This window comes from Aquitalea sp. (assembly GCF_030150775.1).
GTDB lineage: Bacteria > Pseudomonadota > Gammaproteobacteria > Burkholderiales > Chromobacteriaceae > Aquitalea > Aquitalea denitrificans.
In genome coordinates, this window is record NZ_JASLFG010000016.1 from 21,769 (window position 1) to 36,980 (window position 15,212).

Genomic DNA, 15,212 nt, shown 5'->3' on the forward strand with positions numbered 1-15,212 from the left:
CTAGGTGTTCCATATTCAAGCCCAACACTAAGACAAGGGGATGTTGTGAGTATTCGTTTATCGCGCCGGCAGGGTTTTTTACTGGTTGCAGTTGGCTGTGCTGCGGCAATGGGTTTTGCCCTGTATTCGCAGTATGTATTGCATCTTGAACCCTGCCCTTTATGCATCTTTCAGCGTGTGGGAGTAATTTCTGTCGGCATTATTGCCTTGCTGGCGGCCTTGCATAACCCGGGAGGAGTCGGCTATCGGGTGTGGGGTGTGCTGGGGGTACTTGCTGCTATTGGCGGCGGTGCCGTTTCGGTACGACAGCTGTGGCTGCAAAGTCTGCCGGAAGACATGGTGCCAGCTTGCGGGCCAGGGCTGGACTACCTGATGGAAACTTCGCCCTTGTGGGATGTGCTGTCCAAAGTATTCAAGGGAAGCGGTGAGTGTGCCAAGGTGGACTGGACATTCCTGGGGCAGGCAATGCCGTTTTGGGTGGCGGTGTTTTTTGCTGGCGTGATTGTTTTCCAGCTTTGGCTGGCATTTCGCAAGAGTCCGAATTGATGTAAAGATGAAAACCGGCTCAGGTAATACTGAGCCGGTTTTGCATGATTTGATTATCCACAAACGCAAAAAAAGCAGCCGTAGGCTGCTTTTTTAATATTGGCGGAGTGGACGGGACTCGAACCCGCGACCCCCGGCGTGACAGGCCGGTATTCTAACCAACTGAACTACCACTCCAACCTTGGTGGGCGTTGACGGAGTCGAACCGCCGACATTCTGCTTGTAAGGCAGACGCTCTACCAACTGAGCTAAACGCCCTGAAATCTGTTCGCTGTCTGCGTTTGCGTCTCAGCGAGGAGGCGAATTAAAGCACAGCCTAAAAGTCAGCGCAAGAGGGAGGTTTCACTTTTTTGCATAAATCCGGGAATAATCAAATCGCCCGCTTATGCTGACTGAATTTTGTCAGACAGGGGCGTGACGGACTCTTTGGCAGTCATGTATGATTGCCCGATTCGCTTAATCGGATGATGTGCATAATGAAGCCGACCTTTCTCGATTTTGAGCAGCCTATCGCCGAGCTCGAGAACAAGATAGAAGAGCTGCGATTCGTACAGGACGATTCCGTACTGGATATCTCCGAAGAAATCGCACGCCTGCAAAAGAAGAGTCTGGAACTGACCAAGACTCTATATGCCAAACTGTCCCCCTCGCAGATCTCCCAGGTGGCACGCCACCCGCAGCGTCCATATACATTGGACTATCTGCGCAGCATCTTCACTGATTTTGAAGAGCTGCATGGTGATCGTGCCTTTGCCGATGATCCGGCAATCGTGGGTGGCCTGGCCCGTTTCAATGGCCAGCCCGTGATGGTGATTGGCCATCAGAAGGGCCGCGATACCAAGGAAAAGATTTATCGCAATTTCGGCATGCCGCGTCCGGAAGGCTATCGCAAGGCATTGCGCCTGATGAAGCTGGCCGAGAAGTTTGGCATTCCCATCATCACCTTTATCGATACACCGGGTGCTTATCCGGGCATTGGCGCAGAAGAGCGCGGCCAGTCCGAGGCGATTGGTCGCAATCTGTATGAAATGACGCGCCTGCGCGTGCCTATCATCTGCACCGTGATTGGTGAAGGTGGTTCCGGTGGTGCCTTGGCGATTGCGGTAGGTGACCAGGTCAACATGCTGCAGTACTCGACCTACTCGGTGATTTCGCCGGAAGGGTGTGCCTCCATTCTGTGGAAGACGGCGGAACGTGCTTCCGAAGCCGCCGAGGCGCTGGGTATTACCGCCAACCGCCTGAAAACGCTGGGTCTGATTGATCGTGTAATCAATGAGCCGGCTGGTGGTGCTCATCGTGACCATGCTCAGATGATGAATGCGATGAAGCGGGTCATTCAGGAACAGTTGAAAGACTTTGCCAATCGTCCGGTTGACGCGCTGTTGAAAGAGCGTTTCGATCGTCTGATGAGTTATGGGCGTTTCAAGGAAGATGCAGCCTGATCTGCTGCCTAGCCTGTTAGCCAGCTGGCCGGACAATTTGTCCGGCCTTTCTGCTTTTGAAGTGGGGCTGAGTGGCGGGCTGGACTCCATGGTGCTGCTATCCTTGCTGGTGCGTGCACGGCGACAGCGGCCGCAGTTGCAGATATCTGCCGTCCATGTACACCACGGTCTCAGTGATGTTGCCGACGAGTGGGTAGGTCATTGCCAGGCCGTGTGTGCCGAGTGGGGGGTGCCGCTACGTGTGGTGCGGGTGCAGGTCGATCGGGCTGCACCCGAAGGGGTGGAAGCCAATGCGCGCAAGTTGCGCTATGCGGCGTATGCCCAATCTACGGCAGCGGTACTGGCACTGGCGCATCATCAGGATGATCAGTCGGAAACCGTCTTGCTGCAGCTATTGCGTGGCGGCAGCGTGAAGGCGCTGGCCGGTATGCCGGTTTGCCGCCCCCTGGCAGCTTTGCATCTGTGGCGTCCCTTGTTGTCCTATTCCCGCCAGCAGCTGGAGCAGTATGCAGCAGCGCATCAGTTGCGCTGGGTGGAAGATGATAGCAATGCCGATACACGCTACCGTCGCAATATGTTGCGCCATTGCGTCATGCCGCTGCTGGCGCAGCAGTTGCCGGACTATCGACAGCATATTGCACGAACTGCCTGGCATATGGGGCAGGCATCGGCGCTGATTGATGAGGTGGTGGCGGCTGATCTGGCGCAAGGCAGCAGAGGGCATGGTTTTGACGTAGCCAGCCTGCTGGCTCTGTCGGAAGTCAGGCAGGGGTTTGTTCTGCTTGCCTGGTTGCGCCAGCAGGGTGTGACGACAGTGAGCGCCGAGCGGGTGCAGGAATTTTTGCGCCAACTGCGGGATGCAGATGCCGCCAGTCAGCCCAGCCTGGTGGTGGGTGGTCTTGCTGTTTTGCGCCACAGAGGGGAGTTGCATGTGCTGCTGCTGCGGGATTGCAAGTGTCTGCCGGATGTGGTGCAGGCATTTTCGGGGGAGTCTGCGGAGCAGGTATTCCCTGATTGGGGTGGACGTCTGTGTTGGTCGCGGCGTGGTGGTATTGCCGCTGATGTGCTGGCTCAGGGTATCCGTTTGTCGCCAAGGCGGGGCGGAGAGCGCTTGCCACAACCGGTTGGAAGAAAACAGGTAAAGAAGTTGCTGCAGGAGGCGGGTATTCCGCCTTTGTTACGTCAGCAGTGGCCTTTGTTGTTTGGCATGGATGGCCGCCTGCTTGCATTGCCTGGGGTGGCGGTATCGAGTGACTGTTATGATGCTGCCGGTTACTGGCCGGAGTGGTTGCCGGAATAATCAGCCGAAATAAAAAAAGCGCCTTGAAGCAAGGCGCTTTTTGTTGGGTGCTGCGGTTTAGTCGCGGTCGCCGCTGAATGCCAACAGCAACTGCAGCAGGCTGGTAAACAGATTGTAGATGCTGATGTAGATCGACAGTGCGGCCGATACATAGCTGGATTCACCACCATCAACCACAACTTTCACCTGCCACAGAATCATCAGCGAGCTAAATAGTGCAAATGCAGCGGCAATGGCGAGTTGAACCCCGGGCATTTGCAGGAAGATGTTGGCGACAACAGCCACCATCAGCACAATGGCACCCACGGTCAGGAAGCTGCCCAGCGCGGACAGGTCGCGCTTAGTGGTGCTGGCGATGCCTGCCATCACGATGAATACCAGTGCGGTGGCTGCGCCTGCAGTCATGATCAGCTGGCCGCCATTACTGAAGCGCATTGCAAACTGCAGCAACGGTCCCAGCAGCAGACCCATCATGAAGGTAAAGCCCAGCATCAGGAAAACGCCCAGCGCATTGTTGCGGTTCTTTTCAATGGCAAATACCAAGCCATAGAAAACGGCCATGATGGCAAGCATGCCCACGATCGGACTGGCAGCCATGAAGGCAAAGTTCAAGTGGGTGCCGATGAGTGCGCCCATGACGGTGGGAATCATCGAAAGGCCGAGCAAGCCGTAGGTGTTGCGCAAAACCTTATTCCGCGCAAGACCCGAAGTGCCGGCCTGGTAAGTATTGTGCAGGTCTGGTTGCATGCTGCCCTCTTTATCTGGTGTTGTGTGTGCTGTTCAAACAGCTGGCATGAAAATGAAGTGCCAGCATTGTGACATGAAACCATGGCAATGGTTCATTGTGAAGCGCTTGAAAGATGTACTGGCCTGGGGTATAGTGCGGCCTCTTCGTCGGTGGCATTCGCTGCCCTGATGGTAGTGCGAGCGTGGCGGAATTGGTAGACGCACTGGATTTAGGTTCCAGCGCCGCAAGGCGTGAGAGTTCGAGTCTCTCCGCTCGCACCACATCATGACTTCCCCTTAGTTGTTTTTCTCTGAAGTAGTGATTTCCTTATATTTGCCAAGCGTATGCTTTTGGCGGCCATTCTGCATTCATGCTCCCTGTTTCGCCGTGTGATGTCTGTCCGGGCTGTTAAAACAGATTCTTCTCCCTGTCAGGGGTGTCATTGTATTGGTGGTCGGGATGGCTCTGCACCTATTGTCATTTCTGTTCGCGGATTAACTGCCTTGCGGGATGCGTTGAATGACCGGCATTTGCGCCGCTATTCGCCTGCATACAAAAACAGGCTGCATGCTATACTGCGCGTTTTCGCAATGGGATGCTGTCCCGTTATGACTGTGTAATGCAGGCAGCGGAACGGGTGGCACTTGTAGCCGGGGCTGGTGGCCCCATATAGAGCCGAAGCCCTCAAGGGTTTCACCTGTTTTCCAAAATACGAATTGTTCGTGCAAGGGCCGAACTCGTATTCAGATGACTAGTTTAAGGATTGAACATGCAAGTACAACTGGAAACGTTGAACAATCTTGAGCGCCGCATGAACATCGCTCTGCCGATGGCTGCTATTGATGCCCAAGTGACTGAGCGCCTGAAGCGCGTGGCACGTACTGCCAAGATTCAAGGTTTCCGCCCGGGCAAGGCTCCGCTGAAAATCGTTGAAGCCAATTACGGTGCCCAGGTGCGTGAAGAAGTGTTAGGTGAGCAGGTTCAGCAAGGTTTCTATAGCGCAGTGAGCGAGCAGAAGCTGCGCGTTGCCGGCTATCCGCGCTTTGAGCCAGTAGCCGCCGAGGGCGATGCAGAGAACTTCAAGTTTGCTGCTACTTTCGAGGTTTACCCGGAAGTTAAGGTTGGCGAACTGGCCGACAAGGAAATCAAGAAGCCGTCGACCCCGGTTAGCGATGTCGAAATCGACAAGACTATCGATATCCTGCGCAAGCAACGTACCCGCTACAACCGCGTTGAGCGTGCTGCCGCCGAAGGCGATCGCGTGATCATCGACTTCAAGGGCAGCATTGATGGCGTGCTGTTCGATGGCGGTTCTTCCGAGAACTTCCCCTTCGTGATTGGCCAAGGCCAGATGCTGGCTGACTTCGAAGCTGGCGTGACCGGCATGAAGGAAGATGAAGTCAAGAACGTGGAAGTGTCCTTCCCGGCTGACTACCATGGTAAGGACGTTGCCGGCAAAACTGCCGTCTTCGAAATCACCGTGAAGAATGTTGCCGAAGCGACCCTGCCGGAAGTGAACGAAGAGTTCGCCAAGCTGCTGGGCATTGCCGATGGTGACGTGGAAAAGATGCGCGCTGAAATTCGCAAGAATGTTGAGCGTGAAGTGAAGCGTCGTCTGCAGGCTCGCACCAAGGAAGCTGTGATGCAAGCGCTGCTGGATGCAACTGAGATTACCCTGCCGAAGGCGCTGGTTCAGTTGGAAATCGGCCGTCTGATCGAACAGGCACAACGTGACATGCAGCAACGTGGCATGAACGTAAAGGACATGCCTTTCCCGCCGGAACTGTTTGCTCAGCAAGCAGAACGTCGCGTGGCTCTGGGCCTGATCCTGGCTGAAGTGGTTGACGCCAACAAGCTGGAAGCCAAGCCGGAGCAGGTGAAGGCCATGATCGAAGAGTTTGCTGACAGCTACGAGCATCCGGAAGAAGTGCTGACCTGGTACTACGCCAGCGCAGACCGTCTGGAAGGCCCGACTTCCATGGTGCTGGAAGACAATGTAGTGGAATTCGTTCTGTCCAAGGCCAAGGTTGAAGCAGAAGAATTGTCCTTTGATGCCCTGATGGGTAACAACGCCTGATAACGACACAAACGGAGTTGGTCGATGAAATCGATGATTGAACCGCAAGGGCTGGGCCTGGTGCCTATGGTAGTAGAGCAGAGTGGTCGTGGCGAACGCGCTTATGACATCTACTCGCGCCTGCTCAAGGAGCGTATCGTGTTCCTGGTGGGGCCCGTCACCGACGAATCGGCCAACCTGGTTGTGGCGCAGATGCTGTTTCTCGAGTCGGAAAATCCGGACAAGGACATCTACTTCTACATCAATTCGCCAGGTGGTTCGATCACGGCGGGCATGTCCATCTATGACACGATGAATTTCATCAAGCCGGACATTTCCACGCTGTGTATCGGTCAGGCTGCCAGCATGGGCGCTTTTCTGCTCTCCGCTGGTACGAAGGGTAAGCGCTTTGCCCTGACCAATAGCCGCGTGATGATTCACCAGCCGCTGCTGTATGGTGGTGGTCTGAGCGGTCAGGTGACCGATATCGAAATCCATGCCCGTGAGCTGGTGAAGGTAAAGGGCAAGATGAACGAGCTGCTGGCCAAGCATTCCGGCCAGACCATGGAGCGTCTGCAGGCCGATACCGAGCGTGACAATTTCATGTCCGCCGAGGAGGCCCGCGAGTACGGTCTGATTGATAAAGTGCTGACCTCCCGCAAGGATGTTACGGCGTAAGCAGTGGAACTAGCTAATGGCTGATAAAAACAGCAACGAAAAACTTCTGTATTGCTCTTTCTGCGGCAAGAGCCAGCATGAAGTCCAGCGTTTGATCGCCGGTCCCCAGGTCTTCATCTGCAACGAATGCGTCGAGCTGTGCAATGACATCATTCGTGAAGAGCTGGAAAAGGTGGTCGGCGAAATCGGTGATGCCACCGGCACTGCCACCGCACTGCCCACTCCGCAGGAAATCCGCGCAGATCTGGATCAATACATCATCGGCCAGGATTTCGCCAAGAAGACCTTATCTGTTGCCGTGTACAACCATTACAAGCGTCTGTACACCCCTGCAAGCGATAAGGATGAGGTTGAGCTCGCCAAGAGCAATATCCTGCTGGTAGGTCCTACCGGTTCTGGCAAGACCTTGTTGGCGCAGTCGCTGGCTCGCCTGCTGGACGTGCCGTTCGTGATTGCGGATGCCACCACGCTGACCGAAGCCGGCTATGTGGGGGAGGATGTCGAACACATCATCCAGAAGTTGCTGCAAAAGTGCGATTACGATGTGGAGAAGGCCCAGCGGGGCATTGTCTATATCGATGAGATCGACAAGATTTCACGCAAGTCGGAAAATCCGTCCATTACTCGAGATGTATCGGGTGAGGGCGTGCAGCAGGCCTTGCTGAAACTGATCGAAGGTACGGTTGCTTCCATTCCGCCGCAAGGTGGGCGCAAGCATCCGAACCAGGAATTCATTCAGGTGGATACCACCAATATCCTGTTCATTTGCGGTGGTGCGTTTGATGGTCTGGAAAAGATCATCCGCCGCCGCTCGGAAAAGGGTGGCATCGGTTTTGGCGCGGAAGTCAGCTCCAAGGATGACAGCAAGTCGACCTCGGCCCTGTTCAAGGAGGCTGAGCCGGAAGACCTCATCCGTTTTGGTCTGATTCCCGAGCTGATTGGCCGTCTGCCGGTGGTGGCCACGCTGGAAGAATTGGACGAAGAGGCCATGGTCACCATCCTGACCCAGCCGAAGAATGCATTGATCAAGCAGTACCAGCGTCTGTTCCGTATGGAGAATGTTGAGCTGGAAGTGCGTCCTTCCGCATTGCGTGTCATTGCCAAGCAGGCACTGGTCCGCAAGACCGGTGCGCGCGGTCTGCGCTCCATTATCGAGCGTGTGCTGCTGGATACCATGTACGAACTGCCGTCCATGGAAAATGTGGAAAAAGTTGTGGTGGATGAAAAGGTTATCGAAAAAGGTGAAAAGCCTCTGTTCATCTATCGCGACAAGGATGAGCAGGTTCAGTCCGCCTGAGTTGATTCAGGATTAGGAAAAGCCGCCCGCAACGGGCGGTTTTCTTTTGTAATGTCGCCAAACTGATTTAGTATGGGGTGTTGATTTTCAGCATGACTGCCCCATCTTTCATGCAATGTTTCACGTACGCAAGGTTAGGTGATATGCCCCAACCCGCAGAACTCCGCGAAGAAACCACACTGCCCCTGCTTCCGCTCCGGGATGTGGTTGTTTTCCCCCATATGGTCATCCCGCTGTTTGTCGGCAGGGCCAAGTCCATCCGTGCGCTGGAAAGCGCCATGGACGAAGGCAAGCAGGTGTTGCTGGTTGCCCAGCGCTCTGCCTCCAAGGACGAACCGGAAGCGGATGATCTCTACAGCGTCGGCACGATTGCCTCGGTCCTGCAAATGCTCAAGCTCCCGGATGGCACTGTCAAGGTGCTGGTCGAGGGCCGTCAGCGTGCACAGATCAGCCGGGTCGAAGAGGATGGTGGCTGCTTTGTCGGCACCATTACACCGCTGGCGGCCGATGGTGAAGATTCCACCGAATCCGAAGCTATGCGCCGTGCCTTGCTGGCCCAGTTTGAGCAGTATGTCAAACTGAACAAGAAAATTCCGCCTGAAGTAATGACTTCTCTGGCAGGCATCGAGCGTGCCGGTCGCATGGCAGATACCATCGTGGCTCACCTGCCGCTCAAGCTGGAGCAGAAGCAGGAAGTGCTGGAGATGTTTGATGTGCGTGCGCGGCTGGAGCATTTGCTGTCCCAGTTGGAAGGCGAGATCGACATCTTGCAGGTGGAAAAGCGCATCCGTGGCCGCGTCAAGCGCCAAATGGAAAAGAGCCAGCGCGAGTATTACCTGAACGAGCAGGTCAAGGCCATCCAGAAAGAACTGGGTGATATGGATGAAGTCAGCGATCTTGACGAGCTGGAAAAGAAGATTCGTCTGGCTGGCATGCCCAAGGAAGCCAAGGACAAAGTCAGTGCCGAGCTGAAAAAGCTCAAGATGATGTCGCCCATGTCGGCCGAAGCGACGGTGGTTCGCAACTACATTGACACCTTGTTGGAACTGCCTTGGAAGAAGAAGACCAAGATCAACAAGGATGTCGGTAACGCCGAAGCTGTGCTGGATGAGGATCACTTCGGCCTGGAAAAGGTCAAGGAGCGCATTCTCGAGTACTTGGCAGTACAGCAGCGCGTAGACAAGCTCAAAGCGCCTATTCTGTGCCTAGTAGGGCCTCCGGGGGTAGGTAAGACCTCGCTGGGACAGTCCATCGCTCGCGCAACCAATCGCAAATTTGTGCGTATGGCCTTGGGCGGCGTGCGGGATGAGTCCGAGATTCGTGGCCATCGCCGTACCTATATTGGCTCCATGCCGGGCAAGGTGCTGCAGAACATGAGCAAGGTCGGGGTGAAGAACCCGCTGTTCCTGCTGGATGAGGTGGACAAGATGGGGGCTGATTTCCGTGGCGACCCTTCATCCGCCTTGCTGGAAGTGCTGGATCCGGAGCAGAATCACTCCTTCGTCGATCATTACGCCGAGGTCGAGTATGACTTGTCGGATGTGATGTTTGTGGCAACAGCCAATTCGCTGAACATTCCGCACGCTTTGCTGGACCGGATGGAAATCATCCGCCTGGCTGGCTACACCGAGGATGAAAAGGTCAATATTGCGCTGAAGTATCTGGTACCCAAGCAAATCAAGGCCAATGGCGTTCAGGAAGGCGAGCTGGTACTGCAGGAAAGTGCTTTGCGCGATATCGTGCGTTACTACACGCGTGAGGCTGGTGTGCGCAGCTTGGACCGCGAAATAGCCAAGATCTGCCGTAAGGTGGTGACGGGGGCTTTGCTGGGCAAGAACAAGACGACCAAGGTTACGGTAAATGCCAAGAATCTGGACAAGTACCTGGGTGTACACCGTTTTGATTATGGTGTGGCAGAGCAGGAAAACCGTATTGGCCAAGTGACTGGTCTTGCCTGGACCGAAGTGGGTGGTGAGTTGTTGACCATCGAGGCGGTTTCGCTGCCAGGCAAGGGTAATATTGTGCGAACCGGCCAGTTGGGTGAGGTGATGCAGGAGTCCATCACTGCGGCAATGAGTGTGGTGCGCAGTCGTTCGCGGGCTTTGGGTATTAAGCCTGATTTTCATGAAAAACATGACATGCACATTCATGTGCCTGAAGGTGCGACACCAAAGGATGGCCCGAGCGCTGGCATTGCAATGACAACTGCAATTGTTTCCGTTCTGGCTGGAATTCCGGTACGCTCTGATGTTGCCATGACCGGCGAGATTACCTTGCGCGGGGAAGTATTGCCCATTGGTGGGCTGAAGGAAAAACTGCTTGCTGCACATCGCGGCGGAATCAAGCATGTACTGATTCCGCATGGCAATGCCAAGGACTTGGTGGATATTCCTGCCAACATCAAGCAGAAGCTGGAAATTCATCCTGTTAAGTGGATCGACGAGGTGTTGGCCCTGGCGCTGGAGCGTCAGCCCGAGCCCTTGCCTGAAGAAGCGAAGCCGGAAGAGTTGCACCCCGCATCGGAAGGTGCGTCCGGTGTATCCGTAATGACGCATTAAAAATCAGTATGTTGCAGCCGTAGTTAAATTACCGGGCCGCTTGTGCTTTCCAGACGGGCTTGTCAAATGGCAATGTTCCGCTGGAAGGCGCTTGACACAAGGATTTTGACCTTGCTATAAAGCAAGCGGTTTTTATCCGAATTACGTAGACCGAAGAACGACGAAAGGGGACTTACGTGAACAAGTCTGAACTGATTGATGCAATCGCCGCTGAAGCCGATATTTCCAAAGCTGCAGCTGCCAAGGCACTGGATGGTATGGTTGCCGCTGTTACCGACGCCCTGAAAAAAGGCGACACCGTGACTCTGGTGGGTTTTGGTACTTTCTACGTTGGCGAGCGTGCTGAACGCAGCGGTCGCAACCCGAAAACCGGCGAAACCATCAAGATCCCGGCTGCACGTTCTCCGAAGTTCCGTGCTGGTAAAGCACTGAAAGACGCGCTATAATCTGCAACCTTGTCGTTAGCAATAGCGGCAAGGTTTTATAGCGGGCGTTTAGCTCAGTTGGTAGAGCGTCTGCCTTACAAGCAGAATGTCGGCGGTTCGACTCCGTCAACGCCCACCACAGTTTGGAGTGGTAGTTCAGTTGGTTAGAATACCGGCCTGTCACGCCGGGGGTCGCGGGTTCGAGTCCCGTCCACTCCGCCAAGAATCTACAGAAAAGGTGAACGTGTTCAGTCGTTCACCTTTTTTTTTACCAATGGGGTGGCTTGCGCCGATATCGCCATGTTCGATTTTGTTCAGAATAATAAAATTGCCATTCAAGTCATTCTGGGCGCGGTAGCGCTGACCTTTGTTGGCTTTGGCGTGGGGAGCTATACCTCCGCCGTGGAAGACCCTTACCTGGTAAAGGTAGGCTCTGCCAAAATCTACAAGCGTGATCTGGATCGGATTCTGGAAGGCCAGCCCTCCGATGCCGCTACGCGTCAGCAAGCGCTGGATGACCTGATCCGCCAGGATCTCCTGCTTGCTGCGGCACAGGATGGTGGTGCCAGCGTAAGCCCCGAGCAGTTGCGCAAAGCGATTGCCGGCATTCCGGACCTGCAGGAAAACGGCCAGTTCAGTGCAACGCGCTACAAGGATTTCCTCGCTGCGCGCAATATGTCGCCGGAAGCCTTTGAAGCCAAAATCAGCCGTGACATCATGCTGCAAAACCAGATCAATAATTTTGCTGGTACCGGCTTTGTGGCTCGCAGCATGGTGGAGCGCATGGGTGGCCTGATGGCCCAGGAGCGCCAGGTTCGCCTGCTGCTGTTGAAGCCGGCTGACTTTGCCGCCCAGGTGAAGACGGACGATGCGGCGCTCAAGGCTTTCTATGATGCCAATGCCAAGCGCTTCCGCACGGCCGAGTCGGTGAAACTGGACTATGTGGTGTTATCGCCGCAGGCGGTGGCCACCGGTCTGACAGTGACCGATGCCGAGGTCAAGCAGTATTACGAACAGCATAAGGCTGACCTGGCCGGTGAAGAGCGCCGTGCTTCCCATATCCTGCTGACTGTTCCCAAGGATGCCAAACCTGCTGACAAGGCCAAGATCAAGGCTGAAGCTGATGCCTTGCTCAAGCAATTGCGTGCCGATCCGACCAAGTTTGCCGAGTTGGCCAAGACCAAGTCGCAAGACCCGGGTTCTGCTGCCAATGGGGGTGATCTTGGTTTCTTTGCGCATGGTGCGATGGTCAAGCCGTTTGATGATGTGGTGTTCCGCATGCAGCCTGGCAAGATCAGCGAAGTGGTGGAGACCGAATATGGTTATCACATCATCAAGCTGGATGAGGTGAAACAGCCTGACTTTGCCGCCGTCAGGGCAGCGGTGGAAGCCAAGCTGAAGCAGCAGAAGGCGGCTGGTCAGCTGCGCAGCATGGCTGACAAGCTGGCAGAAGTTGCCTATCAGCAGGCCGATTCACTCAAGGGTGTGCAAGATGCGCTCAAGCTGGAGATCAAGCACTCCGACTGGCTAGCACGCGACAAGAAATCCGCTGATCCGGTACTGGCCAATGCCAAGGTACTGGATGCTGCGTTTGGCGATGATGTGCTGAAAAAGAAGCACAATAGCGAGCCGGTGGATATTGGTGGCGGCAATCTGGTGGTGGTGCGCGTGGCTGATCATCAGCCCGAGCGTCAGCAGAAGCTGGATGAAGTACGTGATGTCATCAAGAGTGAGCTGATTGCCACTGAAGGTGCCAAGCTGGCGGAAAAGCAGGGTCAGGCCCTGTTGGCGCAGCTGAAGTCCGGCAAGGGTATGGATGGCCAGAAGTGGGGCGAGCTACTGACGGTTTCGCGGCGTAATCCTGGCGCGATGGCTGGTGGTGATGTACGCGCAGTGTTTGCTGCGCCGGCCAGTCCGCTGCCGGCATTTGCTGGCAGCAAGCATGATAATGGTGACTATGCCATTTATCAGATTGCCAGTGTGGGGGCTGGTGCAGCTGTCAGCGATGATGAGCGTACGCAACTAGCTGGTGCCATGGTGCAGATGGCGGCGCGCAGTCAGCTGGGCAGCTATCTGGAAACGCTGCGGCAGAAATACCCGATCAAGATGGGCAAGCAGCAGCTGAGTGATCAGAGCGAACAATAAAACCATGAATGGCGAGGCCGGGTGTTGGCCTCGCCTGTTTGCTGCGTAGTATCGGCAAGCAATAAAAAAGGGCCGCAAGGCCCTTTGTTTTATCTGGCGATGAGTCAGGCGGCAAAGTTCTTTGCAGCAAAGTCCCAGTTCACCAGCTTCCAGAAGCTGTCCAGGTAGTTCGGACGGCTGTTGCGGTAGTCGATGTAGTAAGCGTGTTCCCACACATCACAGGTCAGGACCGGAGTCTTGTCGGTGGTCAGCGGGGTGGCGGCGTTGCTGGTGGATACCAGGTCCAGCGAACCATCGCTGTTTTTCACCAGCCAGGCCCAGCCAGAACCGAAGGTGCCCACGGCGGTCTGGGTGAAGGCTTTCTTGAACTCTTCAAAGGAACCCCACTTGGCGTTGATGGCATCGGCCAGTGCGCCAGTCGGTTCGCCGCCGGCATTCGGAGCCAGACCAAACCAGTAGAAAGTGTGGTTCCACACCTGGGCGGCGTTGTTGAAGATGCCACCGGAAGATTTCTTCACGATTTCTTCCAGCGAGGCATTTTCGAACTCGGTACCCTTGATCAGGTTGTTCAGGTTGGTGATGTAGGTCTGATGATGCTTGCCGTAATGGAATTCCAGGGTTTCCTTGGAGATGTGGGGAGCCAGCGCATCCAGTGCGTATGGCAGTTCCGGCAGTTTGTGTTCCATCATGCTCTCCTTGTTGAGAATTGGGCTTGCGAAATTGCGAAAGCCGAATCTAGCGGATTACTGTAGCAGCAAGTGTACTGGAATCAACAGATGATCGCCAATAGTTGACTAAATAAGTAAAGTAAGAAAATGAATAAGTCATTTGATGTCATTGTGTTGGGGGCAGGGGCCGCCGGTATGATGTGTGCAGCTGTCGCTGGTCAGCAGGGGCGCAAGGTGCTGCTGCTGGATCATGCGCAGAAGCTGGCGGAGAAGATTCGCATTTCTGGCGGCGGGCGCTGCAACTTCACCAATATCGATGCCAAGCCGGATCGCTATTTGTCGGATAACCCGCATTTTTGCCGGTCAGCCCTGGCGCAATTCAGCCCGCAGGATTTCATCGCCATGGTGGAGCGCCACGGCATTGCCTATCACGAGAAAAAACTCGGCCAGCTGTTTTGCGATGACTCCAGCCAGCAGATCATCGACATGCTGGATGCCGAGTGCGGCTTGGCTGATGTACAACGCCAGATGGGTGCCAGCATTGTGGCCGTGAGCAGGGGTGAGGACGGTATCTTTGCCGTTGAAACCGCGCTGGGCAGTTTTACTGCCAGCTCGCTGGTAGTGGCAACCGGCGGCTTGTCGATACCGCAGATTGGTGCTACGCCACTGGGCTATCGCATTGCCGAGCAGTTTGGTCTGCCGGTAACGACCTTGAGTCCGGCCCTAGTGCCGCTGACTTTCCATGTCGAGGATGCCGAGGCCTTTGCTCCCCTGGCCGGAGTGTCGCTGGATGTGGAGGTTAGGGCTGGCAAGGGACGTTTCCGCGAACAGGTGCTGTTCACGCATAAGGGTCTGTCTGGCCCGGTCATCCTGCAGATTTCCTCGTATTGGGAGCCCGGCATGGAGGTAGTAATCAATCTGCTGCCCGACTGTGATGTACAGGCGCTTCTGGACGAACGGCAGGGCAGTGAGCAACTGTTGAGTAATGCGCTGGCAGAGCTGGGCTGGCCCAAGCGCTTTGCAGAAGCCTGGCTGGCACGATTAGGGTTCAATGTCCGCCTGAAAGATTTGTCAGTCAAAAAACGTATCCAGTTGGCGGAGCTGGTACAGCACTGGCGCATCAAGCCCAATGGTACGCAAGGTTACAAGAAGGCTGAGGTAACCCGTGGTGGCGTATCTACCAAGGCATTGTCATCCAAGACCATGGAGGCCAAGCAGGTGCCTGGTCTGTTTTTCATCGGTGAGGTGGTGGATGTCACCGGCTGGCTGGGGGGGTATAACTTTCAGTGGGCGTGGTCATCCGGCTATGTGGCCGGGAAAAACTGCTAGAATTGCCGTCTTACCCCATGCTGCTGCCTGTTGCACATTTC

General features: G+C 55.3%; 12 protein-coding genes and 5 tRNA genes. 13 read left to right on the forward strand and 4 right to left on the reverse strand.

What is annotated here, in order from left to right; translation table 11 throughout:
• Nucleotides 1-45 precede the first annotated feature (45 nt).
• Entirely contained in the window at nucleotides 46-546 is a 501-nt protein-coding gene (locus tag QVF59_RS05735) for a disulfide bond formation protein B (RefSeq protein ID WP_287877970.1), read from the forward strand.
• 100 nt (nucleotides 547-646) lie between these two features.
• Here QVF59_RS05735 and QVF59_RS05740 read toward each other — a convergent pair.
• Nucleotides 647-723 (reverse strand) — tRNA-Asp (locus QVF59_RS05740).
• Between the two features lie 5 nt (nucleotides 724-728).
• Nucleotides 729-804 (reverse strand) — tRNA-Val (locus tag QVF59_RS05745).
• 218 nt (nucleotides 805-1,022) lie between these two features.
• On the opposite strand from QVF59_RS05745, the gene QVF59_RS05750 reads away from it, so the two are divergent.
• Both QVF59_RS05750 and tilS read left to right on the forward strand, forming a co-directional pair.
• Nucleotides 1,023-1,988 carry an acetyl-CoA carboxylase carboxyltransferase subunit alpha gene (locus QVF59_RS05750; protein WP_287877971.1) on the forward strand — a complete coding sequence of 322 codons (966 nt, stop codon included), beginning with the start codon at nucleotides 1,023-1,025 and terminating at the stop codon, nucleotides 1,986-1,988.
• Nucleotides 1,978-3,288: a tRNA lysidine(34) synthetase TilS gene (tilS, locus tag QVF59_RS05755; protein ID WP_287877972.1), complete on the forward strand. Its 1,311-nt coding sequence runs from the start codon at nucleotides 1,978-1,980 to the stop codon at nucleotides 3,286-3,288. Before QVF59_RS05750 ends, tilS begins: the two co-directional genes overlap by 11 nt.
• 57 nt (nucleotides 3,289-3,345) lie before the next feature.
• Here the strand turns inward: tilS and QVF59_RS05760 are convergent, their stop codons facing one another.
• Complete coding sequence (locus QVF59_RS05760) at nucleotides 3,346-4,035, reverse strand: Bax inhibitor-1 family protein (RefSeq protein ID WP_159878018.1); 690 nt, start codon at nucleotides 4,033-4,035, stop codon at nucleotides 3,346-3,348.
• A gap of 176 nt (nucleotides 4,036-4,211) precedes the next feature.
• Between QVF59_RS05760 and QVF59_RS05765 the strand changes: the two genes are divergently transcribed.
• The 9 genes from QVF59_RS05765 (at nucleotide 4,212) to QVF59_RS05805 (ending at nucleotide 13,174) form a co-directional block, all read left to right on the forward strand.
• Nucleotides 4,212-4,296: transfer RNA gene (locus QVF59_RS05765), tRNA-Leu, on the forward strand.
• A 488-nt stretch (nucleotides 4,297-4,784) separates the two neighbouring features.
• On the forward strand, nucleotides 4,785-6,092 hold the full coding sequence (gene tig, locus QVF59_RS05770; RefSeq protein ID WP_159878016.1) for a trigger factor: 1,308 nt from the start codon (nucleotides 4,785-4,787) through the stop codon (nucleotides 6,090-6,092).
• Nucleotides 6,093-6,116: 24 nt separating this feature from the next.
• The gene (gene clpP / locus QVF59_RS05775) at nucleotides 6,117-6,749 is read left to right on the forward strand and encodes an ATP-dependent Clp endopeptidase proteolytic subunit ClpP (RefSeq protein ID WP_159878014.1); all 633 of its coding nucleotides are present in this window, start codon (nucleotides 6,117-6,119) and stop codon (nucleotides 6,747-6,749) included.
• A gap of 16 nt (nucleotides 6,750-6,765) precedes the next feature.
• Nucleotides 6,766-8,046, forward strand: a complete 1,281-nt coding sequence (gene clpX, locus QVF59_RS05780) for an ATP-dependent Clp protease ATP-binding subunit ClpX (RefSeq protein ID WP_159878012.1) — start codon at nucleotides 6,766-6,768, stop codon at nucleotides 8,044-8,046.
• A 143-nt stretch (nucleotides 8,047-8,189) separates the two neighbouring features.
• A complete protein-coding gene (lon, locus tag QVF59_RS05785; RefSeq protein WP_287877973.1) occupies nucleotides 8,190-10,604 on the forward strand; it encodes an endopeptidase La in 2,415 nt (804 codons plus the stop codon).
• 176 nt (nucleotides 10,605-10,780) lie between these two features.
• A complete protein-coding gene (locus tag QVF59_RS05790) occupies nucleotides 10,781-11,050 on the forward strand; it encodes an HU family DNA-binding protein (RefSeq protein ID WP_043572292.1) in 270 nt (89 codons plus the stop codon).
• 42 nt (nucleotides 11,051-11,092) lie between these two features.
• Nucleotides 11,093-11,168: transfer RNA gene (locus tag QVF59_RS05795), tRNA-Val, on the forward strand.
• A gap of 6 nt (nucleotides 11,169-11,174) precedes the next feature.
• Nucleotides 11,175-11,251, forward strand: a tRNA-Asp gene (locus QVF59_RS05800).
• A gap of 78 nt (nucleotides 11,252-11,329) precedes the next feature.
• Nucleotides 11,330-13,174, forward strand: a complete 1,845-nt coding sequence (locus QVF59_RS05805; RefSeq protein ID WP_287877989.1) for a SurA N-terminal domain-containing protein — start codon at nucleotides 11,330-11,332, stop codon at nucleotides 13,172-13,174.
• Between the two features lie 104 nt (nucleotides 13,175-13,278).
• On the opposite strand, the gene sodB is transcribed toward QVF59_RS05805, so the two are convergent.
• Nucleotides 13,279-13,860 (reverse strand): superoxide dismutase [Fe], encoded by a 582-nt coding sequence (gene sodB / locus QVF59_RS05810; RefSeq protein WP_159880838.1) that lies wholly within the window; start codon nucleotides 13,858-13,860, stop codon nucleotides 13,279-13,281.
• A gap of 129 nt (nucleotides 13,861-13,989) precedes the next feature.
• Between sodB and QVF59_RS05815 the strand changes: the two genes are divergently transcribed.
• A complete protein-coding gene (locus QVF59_RS05815) occupies nucleotides 13,990-15,171 on the forward strand; it encodes a BaiN/RdsA family NAD(P)/FAD-dependent oxidoreductase (protein WP_287878005.1) in 1,182 nt (393 codons plus the stop codon).
• The last annotated feature ends 41 nt before the right edge of the window (nucleotides 15,172-15,212 follow it).

Excerpts from the sequence above, each read along its gene's own strand:
- lon (WP_287877973.1), top strand. The coding sequence starts at position 8,190 with ATGCCCCAACCCGCAGAACTCCGCGAAGAAACCACACTGCCCCTGCTT.
- tilS (WP_287877972.1), top strand. The coding sequence starts at position 1,978 with ATGCAGCCTGATCTGCTGCCTAGCCTGTTAGCCAGCTGGCCGGACAAT.
- clpX (WP_159878012.1), top strand. The coding sequence starts at position 6,766 with ATGGCTGATAAAAACAGCAACGAAAAACTTCTGTATTGCTCTTTCTGC.
- QVF59_RS05760 (WP_159878018.1), bottom strand. The coding sequence starts at position 4,035 with ATGCAACCAGACCTGCACAATACTTACCAGGCCGGCACTTCGGGTCTT.
- clpP (WP_159878014.1), top strand. The coding sequence starts at position 6,117 with ATGAAATCGATGATTGAACCGCAAGGGCTGGGCCTGGTGCCTATGGTA.
- QVF59_RS05815 (WP_287878005.1), top strand. The coding sequence starts at position 13,990 with ATGAATAAGTCATTTGATGTCATTGTGTTGGGGGCAGGGGCCGCCGGT.
- tig (WP_159878016.1), top strand. The coding sequence starts at position 4,785 with ATGCAAGTACAACTGGAAACGTTGAACAATCTTGAGCGCCGCATGAAC.
- sodB (WP_159880838.1), bottom strand. The coding sequence starts at position 13,860 with ATGGAACACAAACTGCCGGAACTGCCATACGCACTGGATGCGCTGGCT.
- QVF59_RS05750 (WP_287877971.1), top strand. The coding sequence starts at position 1,023 with ATGAAGCCGACCTTTCTCGATTTTGAGCAGCCTATCGCCGAGCTCGAG.
- QVF59_RS05805 (WP_287877989.1), top strand. The coding sequence starts at position 11,330 with ATGTTCGATTTTGTTCAGAATAATAAAATTGCCATTCAAGTCATTCTG.